Below are 17,196 nucleotides of genomic sequence, written 5' to 3' on the forward strand. Positions count from 1 at the left end.
TCGAACGGAGCAATTGGCATGGACCCAGATGATCTGGCAGACGCGTTTGCGAAGATCGATTGGGCCGATACTCAGATCGATGCTCTCGATCAGAAGCTTAGGGGATTTCTGGATCAGAAGCCCTATCGGCTGAGACCGGTGCCGGATCCCGAGGGGCGCGGCCTGATCTATTTCTTCAAGACTGCGGCTCCCGTGCCCCGGTCAATCGGCGTTCAGACTGGCGCCATCATCCACGCGCAGCGAAGCGCGCTCGACCTTCTCGCCTGCGCTCTCGCCGAGCGCAACGGCCATCGGGAGCCCTCCGATACTTACTTTCCTTTCGCCAAATCGGAGCAGGGACTCGCCGACAAGAGAACCAGGAAGAAGTTTCGGCGTCTTTCCGAAGCGGACCAGGCAGCAATTCTGGGCTTCCGACCGTTTCGCGGCGGCAACGCGCTACTCTACGCTCTTCACCATCTGGACCTGACGGATAAGCACCGGAAGCTGCTTGTCTGCGGCATAGAACGCGGGGACGCCCACGTCAGCGGCAACGGTCATATCAGGCTGATCGCGCTCTGGGATGGCCCCTACACCGATGGCGACCCAGTCGCACGATGGGACGCCGACGAGGGCCTGCAGTTGAACATCACGCTGAGCGTATCGCTGGCCGACGTTCCCGACATCGGTCGTCCGCCCGTTGCCGAGATGCTCCGGAAATTCAGCGAAATGACGCGGTCGATCTTGGAGTCCTTCCAATAGCCCCTGCCTTCGGATCCGTCATCGAGGCCATCCACCGATCTGCACTGAGCACTTTTGGGAGGTCATCTCCAATCGGTCCCACAACCGCCGGCCCTCTGGCTTTCATCGCGGCGGGCGGATCGCTATATTGACGGTGCCGGCGGGATACACGGTGAAAGTCCCGAAGCCGTAGCAGGCGCCTTCGGCGTCGAGCGCAATGTGGGTTCAGATCGGGCGCCCACCCCGCCGGTCTTCAATCTCCGCGGTCGATCTTCCGGCGACGCCGCTGCTGGCGCAGGGCGTTCTCGCGGCGCACTTTCGTGAACGAGGTCAGGAACGCCGCCTGCCCGTCCGCTGTCGCCTTCAGGGCGATGCGGTAGAAGCGGCCCTCGTGCTCCGAGAAGATCAGCAGGCTCCGCTCCCGGTCGCTGTAGACCGATCCGCCGCCGATGAGGTCTGGAAGACGTCGATAATCGACGAGGGTCAGCTCCGGGTGGCCGGGATTGCCGGGCAGCTCGCCGCGCTGTTTCCGCATGGTGTCGGCCGAGAGATCCACGCGCTGCACGTCCGTCCCGATCGCGGCCGCGAGCGCCTCGTCCAGCCAGGCGACCGGCGCGGCGCCCCCGGCGGTGCCGCGGACGATATCCTCGAAGTGCGGGCTCTCCACCGCGGCCCTGGCGGCGGCGTGGCCCCAGTCGGCATCCGTGTAGCGGGCCGGATCGGGAAACCGCCCCTCGGCCGCCATACCGGGATTGTGGCCCCAGCCCGGATCGATGCCGGCCGGGGCCTCGATCACCTCGCCGGTCCGGCGGTTGACGTGCGCCCGGCCGGGCCCGCTCTCGGGCGGCGGCTCGGTCACCTGCCAGCCGCGCCGGCGCATCTGGCCCTCGGAGACCTGCTGGACCTGGCAGCGGCAGCGCCAGCCGTTGGGCGGGTAATGCGTCTGCCAGAACACGTGGTCGACCGGCAGCAGCGTGCCATGCCAGGCGCGGTGCTGCGGCCGCGTGCGCCCGTCCAGGACGGCGACGTAGCGGAGATACGGCAGATCCTGTTTCGTCGCCTGGATACGGGTCCAGTGGCCGGCGGCGTGGGCGGCGCGGAGATTGGCGTCGTAGATGATGCGGAGCCGCCGGTCGGAGCCGAGCTGCGCCTCGATCGTCTCGCCGGTGAGCTCGTCGAACATGGGCTTGCGGCCCCACCAGCCCAGCTCCTTCAGCCGGGGCGTGAGCGTCTTGCGGAAATCCTGGAACGTCGTCCCGCCGGCCAGGGCGCGATCGAGCTCGCCCCGGATCGCCTCCATGACGTCGAGGCGCATCGCCTTGGCCACCGTGAAGGCCTGGCCGTGCTGCTCGGCCGAGACGTCGCGCCAGCTGAAGCCGGTGAGGTAGCCTTTGGAGCGGAAGAAGGCGACGGCCTCGGCCGGCGGCAGCGGTTCGAGCTCGATCGCCACGGCTCAGGCGTCCTCGTCCAGGCCCACCCCGATGCGGCCGGCAAGCTTCGCCTGGAACAGGATGTCGCCCAGCCTTTCCACGGCGCCGTCCGGCGGCTCGCCGCCGACCAGCCGGCGCAGGCGCCGCTCGAAGTCGTCGAAGTCGTCGGCCTCGGCCAGCTCGCCCAGGGCGTCGGCGACAAGGTCGGAGAGCGGGTCGTAGCCCTCCGATTCCAGCGCCGCGATCGCGAGGTTGTCGAGCATGTCGGCTTCCGCGCCGGTCGCAGCTGCGGTCGTGAGGCGGTCGCGCCGGGCGGCGGTCTCGGCCGGGTCCGCCGCCGGATCGTCCGTCCCGCCCGGCGGCGGGACTGCCTGCGGCGCCGGCGCCACCAGCAGCTCTGCGCCTTCGTCCGGATCGGCGAAGCCCAGCATGTCGCGGATCTCCGACATCTGCACCTTCAGGCCCATCGGCACGAAGGTCTTGAGCCCGTCGATCCGCTTGTCCAGCGGAATGTCGTCGGGCGCCACCAGGCGCATCCTGGGATAGGCGCGCCGCGGCCCGAGGTTGAGATCGACCAGCGGCTTGACCAGGTCGCGCGCCAGCGTGGCGCAGAGCTGGCGGGCGTCGGCGTCGCGAATGTCCTCGCGCACGTCGTCGTGGACCCGGCCCACGGCGTGACCGCCGGCGATGGCGTCGGTGGTCGCGGTCTGGCCCAGCACCAGCTTGGAGGCCTGCTGGTCGAGATAGGCGCAGAGCCGCTCGAACAGGTCGATATTGCCGGCGAGCTTGGCCTCGATCAGCTCGATCTCCATCGAGCGCGGCACGATGCCGGCCATGTCGGTGCCGATGGCGCTGACCGCGTTGAGCAGAACCTTCCGGTCTTCCGCGCTCGCGCCGGCATCGTAGCGGCCGATGCGGATCGGGTGGCCGAAGGTCTCGGCGAAGACGATCCAGTCCTTCAGCCCGAAGTTCTGGAACAGGTAGAGCCAGGCCGCCGCCCGGGCCAGGCCGGCGCGGATCGGGATGCCGGACTTGGCGCGGGCGTGATGGGTGATGAACTTGAACGGCGCCAGCGGCAGATCGCCGGCGATGTCGCGCAGCAGCAGCGTCGTGCCGTCCTCGATCGAGGGCCGGAACCAGCGCGGGTCGCGCCACTCCAGGCGCTCCGGCCACCAGGCCCGGGCCTCCTGCCGCCAGATGATCTCGGCCACGGCATAGCCCTTGGCGATGCCGTCCAGCAGGTCGATCAGCTCGTCCTCGATGCCGTCGCGCACCACGGCCTCGCGCACCAGGTCGGCCGCCTTCACGTCGTCGGCCGCGTCGGAGGCGGCCTCGACCTGCAGCTCCAGTCCGGCGACGGCGCGCTTGCGGACGCCGACGACGGCGGCGTAGTGGGGATACTTCTCCTCCATCGCCTCGGCCAGTTCCAGATAGGCCGTGGGCTCGCCCTGCTCGGCGTCGAGCAGCAGCCGCGCCAGCCGGGCGGGCGTGAGCCCCGCCTCCGGGTGGTCGGAGATCACCTGGCGGACGGAACGGAGCGACGGCGCCGCCAGCTCCTCGGTCAGCTTGCCCCGCTCGATCGGGCGGCCGTACTGGTCCAGGATCCTCGTCTCGGGCATCACCAGGCTCCCTTCGATCGCGCGAAACCGGCCAGCGAGGGCGGCCCGTCATCATCCTCGGCGCGGCGGCCCAGCACGCCGGCGCGGCCGCTGGCGGTGCCGGTGACGGCTTCGTAGCCGTATTCGAACGCGCCCTCGGCGGCGGCCGCCGCAGCCAAGGCATAGGCCCAGAAGATGTCGGCGTGGACCGTGTCGTCGTTGACCAGGCGCGGCGCGCCGGTCGGGCCGGCGACGCGCTTGATGGCGCGCAGGTCGGCGCGGATCTCCGGGCTGTCGGGGATGCGGATGGTGCCGTTCTCGAAGCGCGCCTTCAGGATCGTGGCCAGGTCGAGCCGGCGCGGGCCCGAAAGGATCACGCCCTCGCAGCGCTCCTGGCCGTGGCGCGCCTGGATTTCCTCGACCACCGCCTCGCCCATGCCGGTCTGGTCCATGGCCAGGCGGACGACGCGGTAGTCGCGCATCATCCGGCCGATCTCGTCGTACTGCTCGGCGAAGCGGCGGTTGTGCATGTAGGTCTCTTCGCGCAGCCAGAGCACGTCACCGACCATCTCGAAGGGGGCGACGACGGACAGGTCGCGGCGGCGCGCCACGTCCCAGCCGGAGAAGACGAGGCCCTTTTGGTAGAGCTCGGGGCGGCCGGCTTCCGGGTGCTGCGCGGCGACGATGTCGTCCAGGCCGATCCAGGAGCCCGCGCCGGTCGAGGGCACGCAGTCCAGCTCCTCGGCGGCGTCGGCGCCGTAGAAGGCGCGGATCTCGGCGCACCAGGACGCGCGGCCTTCCGGCGTGGCCTCTCGTCCTGTGACCAGGCAGATGCGCTCGTAGAGCCCTTCGGCGATCGCATCGTCGAAGGTGATGGTCATGGTCGCGCCCTTGCGCCGGCCGGCGCGGATCTCGTCGATCAGCTGGTTGAACGGATTGTCGACGCCATTGTGCGTGGAGACCACGATCACCGAGCCGCCCCACATCAGCAGCGCCATGGCCGCCTTCAGAACTTCGGCGAGATCCGAGTAGAACGCCGCCTCGTCCAGGATCACCAGGCCCTGCTTGCCGCGCAGCGCACGGGCGACGGAGGGCAGCGCCACCACCTCGAAGCCGGAGGCGAACTTCACCCGGAACGCCTTGATGTCCTTTTCGTCGTCGGCCAGGACGATCTCGTCCATCTCGCCGACGGCCATGCCGAAGGCGCGCGCCCACATGCCGACCACGTCGATGAACTCGCGCGCCATCTCCAGGTCGTAGCCCATGTACCAGACGTCCATGCCGCCCTCGCCGCGGGCGGCGGCGGCCGTCAGCGCCGCGTGGGAGGCCATGCCCCAGGTCAGGCCGATGCGGCGTGACTTGTCGATCACCAGCAGGGCCGAGACCGATGTCATGGTGACGGCCCGCGCCTGGTACGGCAGCAGGATGTCGCCGCGGGGCATGGCCTTCATCGCGGCCGGCAGCTCGGCCGTCTTCGGCATCAGCTGCTCGATCGGGCCCTGGTTCATGCGGCGATGCCCAGGATGGCGTGGCGGATGCCCTTGACCGTGTCGGCCGAGAGGCCCGCATTGCGGGCGGCGGCCTCGGCCTTGTCGGCGCTCGCCTCGCGCTCCTTGCGGCGGGCTTCCTCGACCTTGGTCTCGAAGTCCTGGTCCAGGCGCGCGGCGCGCGCCAGCTCGGCCAGCCCCTTGCCGATATTGGCGATCGACTTCGGATCCAGGACGCCGCCTTCCTGGTCCACCTGGGCCAGCAGGTCGAAGACGAAGGTCCTGGCCATCTCCACCAGGAGGCGGCCTTGCTTGCCCTGCATGGCCGCGTCCGGCAGCTCCTTCGCCAGCGCCTCGGTCATCTCCCGCGCCTGGCGCAGCCGCGACGCGGTGCGCTCGTGATTGACCATGAAGCGGTGCGCCGAGGAGCGCGAGACGCTGATCTCGTGCGGCGCCAGCAGCTCGGCCAGGAAGGTGGTAAAGTCGTCGACCGAGCGGTTCTCGTCCGCCAGCCAGCGCTTGATGGTCTGACGGACGTCGGACGGCAGGCGATCGATCTGGTGGCGCGGGGGCATCTCAGCCGAGCTCGCTGGGCCGGGGACGCTCCACGCCGTCGACATGCTCCTCGCCGCGCGCCACCGTCAGGCCCCGGTCGGTCAGCTTCGCCAGGACGTAGGGGCCGACGATCTCGGTCGTGACCAGATCCCGGTCCTCCATCCACGACAGGTGCGCCTTGACGTCGGATTCCGTCAGCGACTGCGCCGTGGAGACTTCCAGCGCCCGGCGGATGATCGCGTGGTTCTGGCTGTAGCCGGCGTCGGCCGCCAGCAGGCGCAGGATCTCGCGCCGGACCATGGCGCGGATGGATGCGGCAAGGCTCATCGTTTCTCACCCCTCTGCAGTGCGCCGGCCTCGGGAATGTGATGGCGGACCAGGATCTCCATCAGGCGCTTCAGCCCGCCGATGTCGGCATGCGCGCCCTGCACTTCGGAGGCCATGGCGGTCACCGCGTCCTTCACGTTCGAGACCCGGTCGTGCAGCCGCTGCAGGTCTTCGTGGCCGGGCGCGTACTGGTGGCGAAGTTCCAGCTCCTGCAGCCGCTTGTCATGTTCGTCGAGCGACTTCTTGATCTCCGAGGAGACCTCGGCGAGTTCTGTGCGGATGGACGACGAGACGCTCGCCAGCTGCTCGGTCATGTTCGCGGAGACGTTGGCCATCTCCTGCTTTGCCGACGTGCGGATCGACCAGGCGACCCAGCCGACCACCATGTTGATGATGACCGTGATCACCGGAACGATGATCATCGGGATCCAGTTGATCTCCTCCATTGCGCCGCCCCTCCTACGAACCGTCGCGGCCGGTCAGGCGGCCGAGGATGGAACCGATCACACCCGGCCCGCGGTTCACGCCGGCCGCCGTCTTCTTGTCCTCAGAACGCTTCCAGACGCTGACGCCCAGGACCGAGAGCGCGAACATCCAGATCGGCGCGATCGACGCGATGGCGTCGCCCAGGGCGATGAAGATGGCCGGCGCCTCGCGCGGCTCATTGATCGCGACCCAGCCGATCACGAACATCAGGCCCAGCATGGACAGCGCCCAGGTGAAGGCGACCGCGTAGCCCAGCGTCGGCCGCCAGCGCCGGACATACGGATCGTCGGAGGCGATCTCGGCGCGCATGGTCTCGTTGACCTGGCGGTGGCGGGCGACTTCCGAGTCGATCTCGGCCAGCTCGATCGCGGTCGCCTGGCGCTGCAGCTCGGCCACCAGCCTGGGGTCGGCCCGGAGACGCTCCAGCGCCTGCTCGGGCGTCTCGGCGCCGGTGACGCGCCGGGCCACGTCGACCACCCTGGTCGCGACGCGCTCGCCATTCTCGCCGTTGATCAGCCGCCCGATCGACGGCAGGAACTCGGCGACCAGTGGCAGTGCCGCGGCGATGATGGCGGGGACCATCAGCCCCGCCTCGCCGAGAGATGGTCGAACGGGTAGCTGCGCAGGAAGCTCAGGGCCTCGACTGAGAGCGCCCGCGGCACCTCGGCCGGCGCGCCGTGATGGCGGCAGCGGTGGAAGGCGCGCTTCTTCACGCGCTGGCTGCGGGCCTTCCTCGGCGCGCTCATGCCCCGCCCCCCTGAAAGGTCGCGGCCTCGGGCATGCCGGCGAAGAACGCGCCGACGTCGAAGCACGGGCAGGCCTTGCCCGGATTGACGTCGCGGTGCCCGATCACGCGCCTGATCGTCGGGAAGCGCCGGCGCAGGTGCTCGACCAGCACGGTCAGCGCCAGCATCTGCGCCGCGGTGTAGTTGAAGTCGGGCCGGTCGGCGTCCTCGGCCCTGCCGCCGACCAGGCAGATGCCGATCGATTGCGCGTTGTGGCCATAGGCGTGGGCGCCGATTTCCTCGTCGACGTCGCCGTCCCGGTCCAGATCGCGGCCTGGCTCCGTCTTGCCGCTGCGGCGGATGACGTAGTTGTAGCCGATGTCATCCCAGCCGCGCCCCTCCGGCGGCGGGTCGGTGTGCCACGGCCGCATTTCCGCGACCCCGATGTCCATGCCGGGCGGCGTGTGGGCGCCGTGGATGATGATGGTATCGATATGGCGCAACGGGCGCTCCCAGGACCGGGGTGATTTGCGGCCATGGTCGGGCTTCTGCCCCGTGCGAATAAGGGCGTAACGGTTACGCCCCGGCAGGATCAGTCGAAGAGGTCGATCTGGGCGGCGGGCTTCGGGTCGCGGTCCCAGTGCTGGGCGGTGCGGCGGCAGATCTTCACCGCGGCGCCGGCGCGCTCCTGGCTCCAGTTCTTGGCGCGGAGCCAGCGGTAGATCACCGCCTTGGCCAGCGGTATCTCGAGGCGCTCGTCGGCCAGAGCGTCCACGATCGCCCGGGCGGCGTCAACGCCGACGATGGCCGCGAGGTCGGAGCCCTCGGCCCGCTGGGGCACGCGCAGCCGTGTACCGCCCCGCGAGAGCGCAAGTTCCAGCGCCGCCTCGACGCCGGCGGCGTCGGCCACAAGATTGAGCGTGGCGGGGAGCTGGCCCTCAGCCATGGCCGGCCCTGTCTTCGGGGATGCCCTCGGCGCGGCGGATGCGCCGGCCGAAGGCGGCGATGACGCGGTCCAGCTCCTCGGCCGAGAGCTCGTCCAGGCGCGGCGGGTAGTGATCCTTCGGCCGCGCGGTGCGCCCGATCGCGGCGGCGACGTAGAAGGCGTCGCCGGTCTCGAAGCGGCCCAGCTCGTGCAGCTTGCGGCCCTGGGCGGCCAGCACCGCCAGGCGATCGCGCATCGCAGGCCTGAGCCCTTCGGGCGGGCGGCCGGCGAAGCCCCATTCGTTCCAGGCCACGCCGGCCTCCCTGCTGAGGAAGTCCTTCAGTCCCTCGACCACCTTCATGGCGTCCTCGCCGTGCTGCCACTCGGCGCGCTCGACACGGGTGACGTTCCGGGCCCAGGCGCTGAGCGCCTCGTCGGAGCGGTCGCGGACCACGCCCAGGTGCCAGCCGGAGATCCACAGCGCGCGGATTTTTGAAAGCATGCCACTGGACGCGCGCGCGCCCGGGGTGGCGGAGGGCCGGCGGGCGCGCGCCTTCTTCGCCGGCCGGAAGCCCTGGCTCCTGAAGTGCTCGACCAGGTCGACCAGCTGATCGTCGGAGAGCTTCGTCCGGGACCGCGCGCCGTAGCGGGCTTCCAGCAGGTCGCGGAAGTCCGCCTCCTCTATCCCCAGCTGCTTCACCGCGATCGCGGACTTGGCCAGCAGCGCCTTCCGGTTAGCCGGGACGGTCATCGGTCCGGTTCCTCGTAGTCGCCGGGCCGCTCCAGCGCCTTGCGGCAGGGCGGGATCCAAATCAGCTTCGGGTCTATGCTGGTCCGTTTGAAATCCCGGCCCGGCCAGACGAACCATGCGTAGCTCGTCGCGCTCGACGCCTTTCGATCGAGCCGGCCCTTGAGCATCGGCACGCGCTCCGAGAACGGCGCGAAGATCAGTGGCGGGTTCGACTCGAAGATCTCGCGGTACCGCGCCGCGCCCTCCAGGAAGACGGTGCGGACCAGCATGGCGACCGCGATCTCCGCGACCTCCTGGCCTCGGGCGACGAATTCGGCCGCCAGCCGGAAGGGCGGGTTGGTGATGACAAAGTGAGGGCCCGGCCGGTGCTCTACGATGTAGGGCAGGTACGGCATCAGGAAGTCGTGGGGTGGCCCCCCGTGCATTCTGGCGTCGACGTCGGTGCCGATGACCTCGCCGAAATACTCGGCAAGCGCATTGACCATGTGGTCCTCGCCGCAGGCCGGCTCCCAGACAACCGAGTGCGCGAGAAAGCTGCGATAGCCGTACTTGCCAAGGCCGACCAGCACGTGCTCGATCAGCGCCCGCGTCGCCCAGGGCGGCGTTGGGAAGAAGTCCAGAGAATCGTGCGGCTCGCGCCGCTGCGCCATCACGGCGCTGCTGCGGTTCTGGCTCATTTGCCGACTCCTCGTTTCGCGTCGCGGATGCGGCGGCCGTTGCGGCCGGCCTCGCGCTGCCGCTTCAGCCGGGCCGCGCCGCCTTTCAGCTGCTCGATCGAGAGCGGCGCGGCGTGGTGCTCCATCTCGATCGCGCTGATTCCGGCGGCGTGGCCGGGCGGCAATTTCGTGACCTTGCCCTTCGCCAGGAACGCGTCGATCGCCGCCTGCTCCTCGGCCGACCGGCGCAGGCTCGTGCGCGCGATCTCCTGCGGCCGCCGCGCCGGCAGCGCCGGAAAGGACGGCGCGCGGGCGGGTTCGATTGCCTTCTCAACGGGCTTTGAAGCCTGCTTGATCGCCGGCTGAGGCTTCGCCGCCGGCGGAGACGCGTGGAGGGAGGTAGCGGGATATGTCGCGGGAGTGGGTTGACAGCATTTATCCAGAGGCCGAGGTTCGTTGCAGGCCGGGGTCACAGCCTTGTTTTCGGGTCTGCAAGACCTGTCCACAGAGGTGGAGATGGCTTTCGGCCGGGTCGGCGCTGGATGTGAATCGTTAAGCATGCTGGCTTCTGGCGTCGACCTCGCGTCTTTCAGTTCGAGATCAATAAAGTCGCGGATCGCCTGGTACGGCTTCATGGTCCGCGCGGCGATCTCCGCCGGCTCGAGCCCGGCCTTCGCCAGGCGGCGGACGTGCTTGCGAGTCTCCCTGCTCCAGGTCATGCCCGCGGCCATCGCCTCAGCCCTCGATGTCGCAGCGGAAGCCCGGCCGCTCGCGCGCCTCGGCGTCCGCGGCCTCAGCCAGCCGGCGGAGGCAGTGCTGGCAGGCTTCCGGTTGCGGCAGGATCAGCTCGGCGTTCAGCACCTCGTTGGCCTCTGTCACCGCACGGGTGATCACCTGCCGGCGTTCAGCGCTGCGCGAGGAGCGCCCGGCCGGTGCGGCCGCCAGCGCAAGGTTCATCATCACGCGGCGCATCTCCTCGACGGTGGTGGTCGGGCGCGACGGCATGGTCAGCTCCCGAAATCCGCGGCGATCCGCTGGGCGGCGTCGAGCGCCAGACCGATCATGGAGGCCGGCGCGGTCTCCGACCGGCGGTCCAGGTTCTCCGGATCGATCGGGCCGGTGGCGACGCGGGCCAGCGAGCGGCGCAGCGCCTCCAGCGGAATGCCGTGCTGCAGGGCGACGGACGCCATCACGGCCGCGTCCTCCAGGGCGTGGCGGGTCTCCGAGCCCTCCTTGCCGGCGAAGATGAAGATCTCGCGCAATTCGCCGGTCGCCGGATCGAAGCCGCAGCTGACTTCGGCCGACAGGCCGTTCCGCTCGATCGTCTCTGAGACGGACGGCCGCCGCTCCGGCAGGCGCTGGCGGGCGGCCGCGGTCACGGTTGACCTCCGGCTGCCATCGCGCCCGCAAGCTGGAAATGCGGCGGCGTGGGGCGGTAGAACGGCTCATTGAGCCGGCGGCAGAACTCGCGCGCCAGGCACTCGCTGCGGAAGCGGGCGACGACATCATCGCCGAAATGGGTGTCGATCACCGGGTGCGGCAACGCCTGCTTGTCGGCCGGGCCGGGCTGGAAGCGGGTAGAGATCATGACGCGCCCGCCAGCTCGGCCGGCGCCCTGGCGCTGGCGAGGTCGATGGTCACCGGCGTCCACGGCTCGCGCGGATGGTCGCGCTTGTAGAAGCGGACATACTCGCGGCTGCCCTGGATGCGGATGGAGTCGTTCAGCGCAGCGATCGCCTGCCGCCAGCCGTCGTCGTCGATCTCCAGCCGGCGGAGGCCGAACAGCGCCTCGCGGTTGATCCGGCCCTCCTTGTCGACCTGGAAGGCGTGGTCGACCAGCGTGCGGATCTTCGCGTCCGCGCCCTCCGACCATGCCGAGATGCAGGCGTCGAAGAGCTCCTTGGCGACCTGCAGCTCGGGCCCGAAGGTGAGCGAGTCCTGCACCTGCACGGACACCTTCATGCAGCCGTCGAAGGTGATCAGGGTGACGTTGCCCTTCTTGCCGCCGCGCGTGACGCCGTACTTCTCGGACAGCAGGTCCATGAAGGTCGCGACATCGTCGAAGGTGTGGCCGCGGAACCGCGCGATCTGCGCATTCAGCTCTTCGGCATAGCCCAGGATCTTGCGGACCGTCTGGTCCTCCAGGCGCTCGTGGTCCTTGACCATGTCCTCGGGCACCAGCCGGCCCTTCGCGTCCATGATGAAGCCATCGGGTATTTCGACATTCATAGATCAGCTCCTTGCCCAGATGAGGTGAAGCCAGCGCAGCTGCTGGCGGATGAAGCGGCGGAGGTGGCTACGGCGTCTCATCGCAGAGCTCCTCGCGCAGCTGTTGGAGGGTGCGTTCGATCCCGTCGGCCAGCTTCTCCAGCCGCCAGATCAGGCGCTCGCGGTCGGCGCGGCCGGCCTCGCGCAACACTTCGAAATCCTCGAGAGCGAAATCCGCGTTTATCCCCTGGACGACCTTGGCGACGTCCGGCTGCGTCCTGAGCGCGTGCTCGGTCTTGCGAATGCCGTGCAGGATGCTGGTGTGATCGCGCCCGAAGAACCGGCCGATCTGAGATGAGGATTTGCCCAGGCGCCGGTAGATGAGATAGGCGGCAATGTGCCGGGCCTGCGAGGTCTCCCTGTTCCGGGCCTCGCTCATCATCGCCTCGACCGTCACGCCGCAAGCCTCGGCGGTCCGTTCCGCGACCTGCAGCATCCGGCTTTCGAACTGGTTGGCGGCAATGGCGTTCATCGCCGCCCCCTGAAGTCTTCCAGGCGCACCACCGGCTGCGTCGGGTCGGGCTCGAAGCTCGCCACCTCGCCGAAGCCGTCGATCTGTTGCGGCGCGGCCTCGCGATAGCCGGCCGGCGGCGGGACTTCGCCGGGCCGGCAGACGCGGACGGTCGAGCCGCCAAGGGCGTGCTGTGCGGGCTCGGCGACCACCCGCATCAGCTCCAGTTCGGCGACCCGTTCGATCGTCTCCTCGAAGCCGAGCAGCGCATACTGAAGCCGCTCCTCGGTGAGCTCGCCGCTCCGCATCAGGTCGCGGAGCTGGTCGACATGGTGTTGCAGGTCAGTGCTGAGCATTGTCGCCTCCATCCTCGGAGAGCCGCTTCCAGGCGGCGCTGACGTGGGTGACGTTGAGCGGCTCCCCCTTGCTGTTGGCAAAGGCGCTCGCGATGCGCAGCACCTTGGTCATGCCGCGGAGCGCGCCCGGCTTGGTGGCGACCGCCTTCAGCAGCCGGACCGTGTCCGGGTCGGTGACCTTCCAGGCGCCGATCAGTTCGCAGACGTCTTCCGGCCAGGGCTTGCCTCGCGTGAACCGCATGCCGATCCGGCTGAACAGCTGCGCGAACTCCGGCCGCCGGCCCTCGCCCTGCAGCCGGCCGTAGACACTCTCGTTGCCCACCAGCGCGATACCGACGCCGTAGAGGTCGTGGAGCGAGCGGAGCTGGTCGAGCGCCTTGGAGACCAGGTGCTGGGCTTCGTCGACGATCAGCAGCCCGCCCGTGTCGCGCACCCGGGCGCCGATGGCCTCGGGCAGCTTCGTCGGGCTCTTCTCGGTCAGCTGCAGGGCCTGGGCGATGACCTGGAGCATCGGATAGACGTTTGCCGTCGACGGCTGCATGGTCGCCATCCAGACATTCGGGTTCGTCCCGGCGTAATGCCCGCAGGCCGTGGTCTTGCCGATACCGGCGCCGCCGGCGACGACGACGATGTCCGGCCCGATTTGCGCCCATTGCAGGACGTCGGTGACACTCGAAGCGGTCCGGGTTTTCACGAACATCGGCGCCTGCGGCAGGGACGAACGGGCGCGTTTGCGTTCCTCGCGGGAAGCAAGCCAGAGCTGCACCTTGCCGGCGACATTGTCGTTCCGGCCGGTATAGGTGCCCGACAGCCAGGCGCTCATGGTCGGCGCAGCAATGCCGGCGTCCCGGGCGGCTGAGGCGTGAGAAAGGTTCTCGTCCGCGATCAGCTTCTTCGCCTCGGCGCGGATCGCCTCGATCTCGGCGTCTGTAAGGGTCTGGTCCTTGGGAGCGTTCATGCTGTAGCCTTTCGCTTGTGCAGTTGTTGCTCAGGGGCGGGATGGCCGTGGCGCGGCCGCCCGCCCCTACTCCTCGATCAGCCGGAGGTGACGGCGCTCCTGCGCCATCGTCCGGGCGAACGCCTCGTCGAAATCGAAATCCTGTTCCTCCGCCGGCGCCGCCGCGGCCGCCTGGCTGCCATTCGCGACCAGACGGATTGCCGGGGCCTCGGGCGCTACCGGCTCGTCCACGTCGGGCAGCAGCCGCGCGTACTCCTCCAGCGAGAGCGACTTCTCGATTTCCGCCGCTTCCCTGGTCGCGCGCTTGAAGGCGCTGCGTTTGCGGTTGTGGTCGCGCGCCTGGCCCGTGTCGGCGAAGCCGGCGGCCTCCAGGCACGCGGCCTCGGCGATCATCTGCCCGTCCAGGCGATAGACGGTGATGCCGTCGTGGAGATGATCGGGGTCGAAGCGGACGGTCAGGGCCTCGCCGGCGTGTTCGACCAGAGCCTCGGACCAGTAGCGGTTGCCCAGCAGCCGGATGGAGCCGGACTCACGGTCGGCGCGGACCTTCTCGGCGGCGAGCATGCACATGCGCAGCTGCTCCGGCGTCGCCTTCCGTATCAGCGACTGGCTGTAGCTCTGTCGGAACGCCTCCTCGAAGCTGAGCTTCCGGCGGCAGACCCGCGTGTTGCGGCCTGGCCGCGTGTTGTGCAGACGGATGCCCTGCTCGACGGTCTCGATGAAAGTCTCCACCGGTACCGCCTTCGAGCCGTAGTTCTCGGGCTTCGCGTCGGGGCGATTGCCGGTATAGGCGCCCTCGAAGGCGGGATGCTTCGCGATGGAATCGCAGAGGTCTTTGAAGGCGCGCTCGATCGGCTTCGATTGGCCGCTGTAGGGGCGGGTCCAGTGGATTTCCATGCCGAGCGCCGTCAGCACGCCGGCGGGCTCCTCGGGCTTCACCTTGAAGCGGTAGCGGTTGGGCGTGCCGCCGGTGATCCACTTCGAGGCGAAGCCCCGGCCATTGTCCAGCCAGACGCGATCGGGAATGCCGTACTTGCGGAAGACGTCGCCGAAGGCGAGCCGCACCGTGTCGGCGTTCTCGCTGACATCGAAGCGCCAGCTCAGGAGGGCGCCGGAATAGAGGTCCTGGATGGCGACCATCATCGGCCGCACGATTCTGCCGTCGTACCACCGCACGAAGACGTCCCACTTGTGGCCGTCCGCGTTCACCGCTTCCAGGGCGTGGAACAAGGAGCGGTCGCGCTCCTGCGGCGGGTAGAGCCGGTGCAGGGCGTCATAGCCCTCGCGCAGCAGCACCTGCACCGGTCGCGGGATTTCGTTCTCGAGGCGCCGTTGCAGGGTCCGCTTCGCCGGGATGGTCCAGCCATGTTCGCCGGCGGCGAGCTCCAGCCGCTGGTAGCAGGTCTCGAAACTCGGCTGCGACAGTCGGAGATAGTCGGCCTTCAGAAACTCCCAGGCGCGCGGATCGCATCCGGCGGTCTTCGTCCGGCCGGTGTGCTTCGGCGCCAGCGCCGGCAGCCAGTCGGCGCGATCGAGACCTGCCACGAGACGGAACCAGTCATAGACCGCCGACTTGCCGACCTTGTGGGCGTTGGCGACGGCGCAGACGGCGTTGTTCTTCGACATGCCGCCGCGTTTCAGCGCCTCGATCTCCTCCAGGACCTTCAGCCGTTCCCGCGCCTTGCGCTTCCGGCTGTCAGGCAGGCTCTCGAACCAGCTCCAGTCGACCCGCTCGGCCGTCGATCCGGGCGCCGTCGGCGCGGCCGTGTCGACGGGCGCGGCCAGCGCGGCCTTCGCGATGGCCATCTGCGCCCGCTCGGGCAGAACGCTGCGGTGGTACTCCATGCCCCCGCCGCGGCCCCTGCGCTTCCGGGCCAAAGGGTCGCCGGCGACCCTCCGCCGGTCGGCCCAGCACTCCCGCCTGGCCATCAGCTGGATCGCGCGAACAGTGGTCGGCAGACCACTCAGCCCTGCCTCCGCCAGCTCGGCCGCTGTCCACCAGTCCTTCATCAGCGGATGCCCTTTCGGGCGAGGCGGCGCGCCATGTCGTAGTGGCGGTCCAGGTCTTCCTTGGCGTCGGCCAGCTGGCCCACTTCGACCCAGGGCAGCCAGCGGTCCTCGATCACCGACCAGCCCAACGGCTCCGCCGCGATCTGCAGCAGCCGCCGGTCGCCGGTGACGTGGACCAGCGCCATCAGACGCAGGAAGCTGATCGTGTGTTCTTCCTTCGCCGGGCTGGCATAGGCGTCGAGCGTCGACTTGCTGACGGCCTCGCCGAGCCACTCCGACATGGCCTTGGCCACCTCGCTGCGGTCGAATTCGCAGTCGTTCAGCGTCTCGGAAATGGCCCGCGCGATCCTGATCCTGAGGTCGGCGGCGCGGACGCGCTGCTCGTCATAGCGCGCCACCAGCTTGGGCGGCTCCCATTCGAACAGGTCCAGCGTCTGACCATCCCGGCGCCGCGCCATCAGATGCGCTCCAGACGGTAGCCGCGGGCGGCGACGGCGTCGGCCAGCTCGTCCTCGTCCAGCTCGGCGACGAAGGCGCGCCGCTCGTCGGCCGAGGCCCGGTTCCATAGATTCCACATGCGGCTGGTCGGCGTCTTCGCCTCGGGCGCTTCGGTCTCGCCATCGACCTTCGCCAGGGCGTCGGCCACGCTCGCCGCGCGGGCGGCCTCGTCCTCGGCCGTCAGCAACAGCGCGACGCGCTGTTGCTTCCGCGGTTCCAGCCGCGACAGCGACTCCAGCTCCCGCTGGCTGTCCTCGAACGGGGTGCCGCGCAGCCTGTCGGCGGCGAGCTCGTCCAGGTCGTGGCCGATCAGCGCCTGGCGCTGGACGGTTCTGGCGCTGCAACTCGCCCGCAGCGCGACGGAGCGATACCAATCTGCCAACCGTGGCACATTGGTCGCGTGATCGCTCCGCCGGTCGCCGCCGTGCCGGGCGTGAGTGCGCTCCTGGAAAAGACACTTCAGCTGGTGCAGGAACTGGCACCGCTCCAGCGCGGAGAGCTCGATGCGGCAGAGGTTCTCCATCAGCTCGCGCTCGCGCCGGGCATTGGCGTCGTCCTCGCAGACGAGCACGTCGATCTCTTCGTGGCCGAGTTCCTGGACCGCGGTCAGCCGGTGCAGGCCGGCAACCAGGCGCCAGCGCCCTCCCTCCTCCTGGCCGACTTCGATCGGGTTGCGAAGTCCGTGGACCTCGATGTCCGCCTTGAGAGGCCCGAGCGCCCGCCGGTCGACGGGACGGATGCGGCGCCCGACAAGGATGTCGGCGACGGGGATGCGCTTCAGGACGAGACCGGTCATGGCGCGGTACTCGAGACGCCGAGGTGCCAGCCGCCGCAGAATTCGCAGCGATAGGCCTCGCGGCCCTTGATCTTCCGGCGGCCCTTGAGGGCGCGGTGCGCGAGGGTGCCATTCGGAAAGCGCTTCTTGCCGGAGCACTGGGCCAGCTGCGCTTCATGCTTGGATAGCGTCGTCGGGCGGAGCTTGGTGCGGGCGCCCATGT

The 17,196-nt window shown here is 69.4% G+C and carries 25 protein-coding genes; 1 reads left to right on the top strand and 24 read right to left on the bottom strand.

The window, feature by feature from the left end:
• The first annotated feature begins 18 nt into the window (after positions 1–18).
• Positions 19–738, top strand: a complete 720-nt coding sequence (locus tag CWC60_RS12005) for a hypothetical protein (protein WP_109792132.1) — start codon at positions 19–21, stop codon at positions 736–738.
• A gap of 232 nt (positions 739–970) precedes the next feature.
• Here the strand turns inward: CWC60_RS12005 and CWC60_RS12010 are convergent, their stop codons facing one another.
• From CWC60_RS12010 to CWC60_RS12120, 24 genes are all read right to left on the bottom strand, one after another.
• Positions 971–2,167, bottom strand: coding sequence for a phage head morphogenesis protein (locus CWC60_RS12010; protein ID WP_109792133.1), 1,197 nt, complete (start codon positions 2,165–2,167; stop codon positions 971–973).
• Between the two features lie 3 nt (positions 2,168–2,170).
• The gene (locus CWC60_RS12015; RefSeq protein ID WP_109792134.1) at positions 2,171–3,766 is read right to left on the bottom strand and encodes a DUF935 domain-containing protein; all 1,596 of its coding nucleotides are present in this window, start codon (positions 3,764–3,766) and stop codon (positions 2,171–2,173) included.
• Positions 3,766–5,253: a phage terminase large subunit family protein gene (locus CWC60_RS12020; RefSeq protein WP_109792135.1), complete on the bottom strand. Its 1,488-nt coding sequence runs from the start codon at positions 5,251–5,253 to the stop codon at positions 3,766–3,768. The genes CWC60_RS12015 and CWC60_RS12020 overlap by 1 nt, the downstream gene beginning before the upstream one ends.
• A complete protein-coding gene (locus tag CWC60_RS12025; protein ID WP_164516293.1) occupies positions 5,250–5,807 on the bottom strand; it encodes a phage protein Gp27 family protein in 558 nt (185 codons plus the stop codon). Before CWC60_RS12025 ends, CWC60_RS12020 begins: the two co-directional genes overlap by 4 nt.
• Position 5,808: 1 nt before the next feature.
• The gene (locus tag CWC60_RS12030; protein WP_109792137.1) at positions 5,809–6,114 is read right to left on the bottom strand and encodes a VpaChn25_0724 family phage protein; all 306 of its coding nucleotides are present in this window, start codon (positions 6,112–6,114) and stop codon (positions 5,809–5,811) included.
• Complete coding sequence (locus CWC60_RS12035) at positions 6,111–6,560, bottom strand: hypothetical protein (RefSeq protein ID WP_109792138.1); 450 nt, start codon at positions 6,558–6,560, stop codon at positions 6,111–6,113. The genes CWC60_RS12030 and CWC60_RS12035 overlap by 4 nt, the downstream gene beginning before the upstream one ends.
• A gap of 13 nt (positions 6,561–6,573) precedes the next feature.
• Positions 6,574–7,182, bottom strand: coding sequence for a 3TM-type holin (locus CWC60_RS12040; RefSeq protein ID WP_109792139.1), 609 nt, complete (start codon positions 7,180–7,182; stop codon positions 6,574–6,576).
• Entirely contained in the window at positions 7,182–7,346 is a 165-nt protein-coding gene (locus CWC60_RS23640; protein ID WP_164516294.1) for a hypothetical protein, read from the bottom strand. The genes CWC60_RS12040 and CWC60_RS23640 overlap by 1 nt, the downstream gene beginning before the upstream one ends.
• A complete protein-coding gene (locus CWC60_RS12045) occupies positions 7,343–7,828 on the bottom strand; it encodes an N-acetylmuramoyl-L-alanine amidase (RefSeq protein WP_109792140.1) in 486 nt (161 codons plus the stop codon). The genes CWC60_RS23640 and CWC60_RS12045 overlap by 4 nt, the downstream gene beginning before the upstream one ends.
• Before the next feature lie 89 nt (positions 7,829–7,917).
• Entirely contained in the window at positions 7,918–8,271 is a 354-nt protein-coding gene (locus tag CWC60_RS12050) for a hypothetical protein (RefSeq protein ID WP_109792141.1), read from the bottom strand.
• Positions 8,264–9,001: a regulatory protein GemA gene (locus tag CWC60_RS12055; RefSeq protein ID WP_164516295.1), complete on the bottom strand. Its 738-nt coding sequence runs from the start codon at positions 8,999–9,001 to the stop codon at positions 8,264–8,266. The genes CWC60_RS12050 and CWC60_RS12055 overlap by 8 nt, the downstream gene beginning before the upstream one ends.
• On the bottom strand, positions 8,998–9,678 hold the full coding sequence (locus tag CWC60_RS12060) for a methyltransferase (protein WP_109792143.1): 681 nt from the start codon (positions 9,676–9,678) through the stop codon (positions 8,998–9,000). Before CWC60_RS12060 ends, CWC60_RS12055 begins: the two co-directional genes overlap by 4 nt.
• Positions 9,675–10,388, bottom strand: a complete 714-nt coding sequence (locus CWC60_RS12065; RefSeq protein ID WP_109792144.1) for a hypothetical protein — start codon at positions 10,386–10,388, stop codon at positions 9,675–9,677. The genes CWC60_RS12060 and CWC60_RS12065 overlap by 4 nt, the downstream gene beginning before the upstream one ends.
• A 4-nt stretch (positions 10,389–10,392) precedes the next feature.
• Entirely contained in the window at positions 10,393–10,662 is a 270-nt protein-coding gene (locus CWC60_RS12070) for a hypothetical protein (protein WP_109792145.1), read from the bottom strand.
• Between the two features lie 2 nt (positions 10,663–10,664).
• The gene (locus tag CWC60_RS12075; protein WP_109792146.1) at positions 10,665–11,036 is read right to left on the bottom strand and encodes a TSCPD domain-containing protein; all 372 of its coding nucleotides are present in this window, start codon (positions 11,034–11,036) and stop codon (positions 10,665–10,667) included.
• Positions 11,033–11,245: a hypothetical protein gene (locus CWC60_RS12080; RefSeq protein WP_109792147.1), complete on the bottom strand. Its 213-nt coding sequence runs from the start codon at positions 11,243–11,245 to the stop codon at positions 11,033–11,035. The genes CWC60_RS12075 and CWC60_RS12080 overlap by 4 nt, the downstream gene beginning before the upstream one ends.
• Complete coding sequence (locus CWC60_RS12085) at positions 11,242–11,886, bottom strand: DUF3164 family protein (RefSeq protein WP_109792148.1); 645 nt, start codon at positions 11,884–11,886, stop codon at positions 11,242–11,244. The genes CWC60_RS12080 and CWC60_RS12085 overlap by 4 nt, the downstream gene beginning before the upstream one ends.
• Before the next feature lie 67 nt (positions 11,887–11,953).
• Complete coding sequence (locus tag CWC60_RS12090; protein ID WP_109792149.1) at positions 11,954–12,397, bottom strand: helix-turn-helix domain-containing protein; 444 nt, start codon at positions 12,395–12,397, stop codon at positions 11,954–11,956.
• Positions 12,394–12,732, bottom strand: coding sequence for a hypothetical protein (locus tag CWC60_RS12095; protein WP_109792150.1), 339 nt, complete (start codon positions 12,730–12,732; stop codon positions 12,394–12,396). Before CWC60_RS12095 ends, CWC60_RS12090 begins: the two co-directional genes overlap by 4 nt.
• Positions 12,719–13,690 (bottom strand): AAA family ATPase, encoded by a 972-nt coding sequence (locus CWC60_RS12100; RefSeq protein ID WP_109792151.1) that lies wholly within the window; start codon positions 13,688–13,690, stop codon positions 12,719–12,721. Before CWC60_RS12100 ends, CWC60_RS12095 begins: the two co-directional genes overlap by 14 nt.
• A gap of 66 nt (positions 13,691–13,756) precedes the next feature.
• A complete protein-coding gene (locus tag CWC60_RS12105) occupies positions 13,757–15,700 on the bottom strand; it encodes a transposase domain-containing protein (protein ID WP_109792152.1) in 1,944 nt (647 codons plus the stop codon).
• Positions 15,700–16,158 carry a DNA transposition protein gene (locus CWC60_RS12110; RefSeq protein ID WP_109792153.1) on the bottom strand — a complete coding sequence of 153 codons (459 nt, stop codon included), beginning with the start codon at positions 16,156–16,158 and terminating at the stop codon, positions 15,700–15,702. The genes CWC60_RS12105 and CWC60_RS12110 overlap by 1 nt, the downstream gene beginning before the upstream one ends.
• A complete protein-coding gene (locus CWC60_RS12115) occupies positions 16,158–16,994 on the bottom strand; it encodes a ParB/RepB/Spo0J family partition protein (RefSeq protein WP_109792154.1) in 837 nt (278 codons plus the stop codon). Before CWC60_RS12115 ends, CWC60_RS12110 begins: the two co-directional genes overlap by 1 nt.
• Positions 16,991–17,194, bottom strand: a complete 204-nt coding sequence (locus tag CWC60_RS12120) for a hypothetical protein (RefSeq protein ID WP_109792155.1) — start codon at positions 17,192–17,194, stop codon at positions 16,991–16,993. The genes CWC60_RS12115 and CWC60_RS12120 overlap by 4 nt, the downstream gene beginning before the upstream one ends.
• Positions 17,195–17,196 lie beyond the last annotated feature (2 nt).

The organism is Minwuia thermotolerans (genome assembly GCF_002924445.1).
GTDB lineage: Bacteria > Pseudomonadota > Alphaproteobacteria > Minwuiales > Minwuiaceae > Minwuia > Minwuia thermotolerans.